The sequence below is a fragment of the Kitasatospora sp. NPDC057518 genome (genome assembly GCF_042802075.1).
In the GTDB taxonomy this organism is placed as follows: domain Bacteria; phylum Actinomycetota; class Actinomycetes; order Streptomycetales; family Streptomycetaceae; genus Kitasatospora.
In genome coordinates, this window is sequence record NZ_JBHVEU010000010.1 from 46,172 (window position 1) to 48,726 (window position 2,555).

4 protein-coding genes are annotated in these 2,555 nt (G+C 72.6%); all 4 read left to right on the forward strand.

The window, feature by feature from the left end:
* Positions 1-3 precede the first annotated feature (3 nt).
* From ACFU7Z_RS02175 to ACFU7Z_RS02190, 4 genes are read left to right on the forward strand one after another with little or no spacing between them, the layout of a single operon-like run.
* On the forward strand, positions 4-219 hold the full coding sequence (locus ACFU7Z_RS02175; protein ID WP_074005862.1) for an MbtH family protein: 216 nt from the start codon (positions 4-6) through the stop codon (positions 217-219).
* 11 nt (positions 220-230) lie between these two features.
* Positions 231-1,496: a cytochrome P450 gene (locus tag ACFU7Z_RS02180; RefSeq protein WP_380775372.1), complete on the forward strand. Its 1,266-nt coding sequence runs from the start codon at positions 231-233 to the stop codon at positions 1,494-1,496.
* A gap of 49 nt (positions 1,497-1,545) precedes the next feature.
* On the forward strand, positions 1,546-2,295 hold the full coding sequence (locus tag ACFU7Z_RS02185; protein ID WP_380775374.1) for an SRPBCC domain-containing protein: 750 nt from the start codon (positions 1,546-1,548) through the stop codon (positions 2,293-2,295).
* An 8-nt stretch (positions 2,296-2,303) separates the two neighbouring features.
* Positions 2,304-2,504, forward strand: coding sequence for a hypothetical protein (locus ACFU7Z_RS02190; protein ID WP_049649157.1), 201 nt, complete (start codon positions 2,304-2,306; stop codon positions 2,502-2,504).
* Positions 2,505-2,555: the final 51 nt, after the last annotated feature.

The following is a 2,555-nucleotide window of genomic DNA, read 5'->3' on the forward strand; positions in this document are numbered from 1 at the left end:
CCCATGACCAACCCCTTCGACGACCAGGACGGCACCTTCCTCGTGCTCGTCAACGAGGAGAACCAGCACTCGCTCTGGCCGCAGTTCGCCGACGTCCCCGACGGCTGGACCGTCGTCCACGGCCCCGACACCAACGCCGCCTGCCTGGAGTACGTCGAGAAGTCCTGGACCGACATGCGGCCCAGGAGCCTCGCCGACGCCATGGACACCCGGAAGTAGCGCGGCCCGTAGTGAACCCGACCGACACCACGGACGAGGCCCGCCCCGCGGCGGGCCTCGCCCCGGCCCACGACCCCGTCCCGTCCCACGACTTCGCCGCGGACCTGCTCACCCCCGAGGCCCGGCGGGACCCGTACCCCCTCTACGCCCGCATGCGGCAGGAGAGCCCCGTCCACCGCAGCGACCAGGGCATCTGGTACCTCACCCGGTACGCCGACATCGAGGCGGCCCTGGGCGACCTGCGGCTGTCCAACGACCGCGACCGGATGACCCGGGCCTACAGCGCGCTCGGCGGCGACCTGAAGGCCCTGAGCCGGCTCACCGACCGGCTCGGCCGGGTGATGACCAACACCGACCCGCCGGACCACAGCCGGCTGCGCAAGCTGGCCAACCGGGCCTTCACCGCCCGCCGGGTCGAAGCGCTGCGCGACGGCGTCCAGCGGATCGTCGACCGGCTCGTCGACGAGGCGGTCGCGGCCGGGCGGAGCATGGACCTGATCGAGGCCGTCGCCGCCCCGCTGCCGATGTCCGTCGTCTGCGAGCTCTTCGGCATCCCCGAGGAGGACCGGCCGCGGGTCAAGGGCTGGTTCCGCCGTTTCGGTCGGCTCACCGAGGACATCGACAAGTCCGAGGCGGCGATCGACCAGTACGAGGAGTACCTGTCCGGGCTCATCCGGCAGCGCCGGCGCGCGCCGGGCGACGACCTGATCAGCGCCCTGGTCGCCACCCAGGCGCAGGACGAGCGGCTCACCGACTCCGAACTGCTGTCCACCTGCTTCGTCCTGATCACCGCCGGCGACGAGACCACCGCCAACCTGATCAACAACGGCGTCCTCGCCCTGCTGCGCCACCCGGACCAACTGGCCCGGCTGCGGGCGGATCCGGGGCTGATCCGCGGCGCCGTCGAGGAGCTCGCCCGCTACGACACGGTGACCCAGGCGATCGTCCGGGTCGTCGCGGAGGACCTGGAGATCGGCGGACGGACACTGCGGGAGGGGGACCTGGCGTACCTGTTCCTCGCCGCGGCCAACCGCGACCCGGACCGCTTCGAGGACCCCGACCGGCTCGACCTCACCCGCCCCGGCAACCGGCACCTGACCTTCGGCCACGGCCCGCACTTCTGCCTCGGCGGCCCACTGGCCAAGCTCCAGGCCGAGGTGGCGATCGGCACGCTGGTGCGTCGGCTGCCCGGGCTGCGGCTGGCCGACGAGGCGGCGCTGGACTGGCGGCCCAACCCGCTGCAACGGCGGCTGAGCGCCCTCCCGGTCACCTACTGACCATGAACGACGACCACTGACCATGAACGACGACGAAGGAGTACCGACCATGGCCCGAGAGTTCGAGGTCCGCCGGGAACAGGACCTGCCCGCCACGCCCGAACAGGTCTGGGACGCGGTCGCCACCGGCGCCGGCAATCTCGGCTGGCTGTACCCGATGGAGGTCGAGCCGCGCGTCGGCGGGAAGGCCAGCCGGGGCGACTCCACCGTCGTGGCGTGGGAGCCGCCGCGGCGGTTCGCCGTCCGGGCGACCCAGGACGGCGGGTTCTCCAACACGCTCAGCTACCACATCGAGCCCGCCGACGGCGGAACGAGCCACCTGCGGATGGGCATCCACTGGGTGCACACGGGCGTCGTCGACGAGGCCTGGATGTGGGACGCCAAGTCGGACGCGGCCGAGAAGCACGTCGACTTCTACCAGCACGGCCTCGCCGAGTACCTGCGGCACTTCGCCGGCCGCCCCGCCGTCTACGTCAGGGCCCCGCGCCCCGAACCCACCGCCGACCCGGCCGACTTCGCCGCCCTGCGGCTGCGCCTCGGCCTCGCCGCCGACGCGGCCGTCGGCGACCGCCTGCGGCTCGACGTCCCCGGTACGGACGGCGGCCCGGAGGAGGTGGTCGTGGACTGGCTCAGCCCCGACTTCGTCGGCCTGCGCGGCCCGGACGCGCTCTACCGGTTCTTCAACGGCAGCACCTGGAACGTGCCGATCTGGCTCGGCCACCACCTGTTCGCCGAGGACGCCGACGAGCAGCGGGCCACCGCGGCGTGGACCGCCTGGCTCAACGACACCCAAGCCTAGGAACCCCGATGGAAACCTCCACCAGGACGCTGCTCTTCGCCGCCGAACTCGTCGAGGAGAACGGCACGTACACGCTCCTCGTCGAGGACGTGCGAACCGGCAGCGTCGAGACCACCCCGGTCCCCAAGGCCATGGTCGACAAGCTCCCGACCTTCCTCTCGGCGCTCGCCGCCAAGCTCAACCCACCGGCGCCGCGCCGCCGTTGGTAGCCCTTCCCGCACCGTGAGGCCGGTGCCGTCCGGGAGTCGCCGCTCCCGGAC

What these genes read in the sequence shown, in the direction of transcription:
- ACFU7Z_RS02185 (WP_380775374.1), top strand. Translation starts at nt 1,546, where the DNA reads ATGGCCCGAGAGTTCGAGGTCCGCCGGGAACAGGACCTGCCCGCCACG.
- ACFU7Z_RS02190 (WP_049649157.1), top strand. Translation starts at nt 2,304, where the DNA reads ATGGAAACCTCCACCAGGACGCTGCTCTTCGCCGCCGAACTCGTCGAG.
- ACFU7Z_RS02175 (WP_074005862.1), top strand. Translation starts at nt 4, where the DNA reads ATGACCAACCCCTTCGACGACCAGGACGGCACCTTCCTCGTGCTCGTC.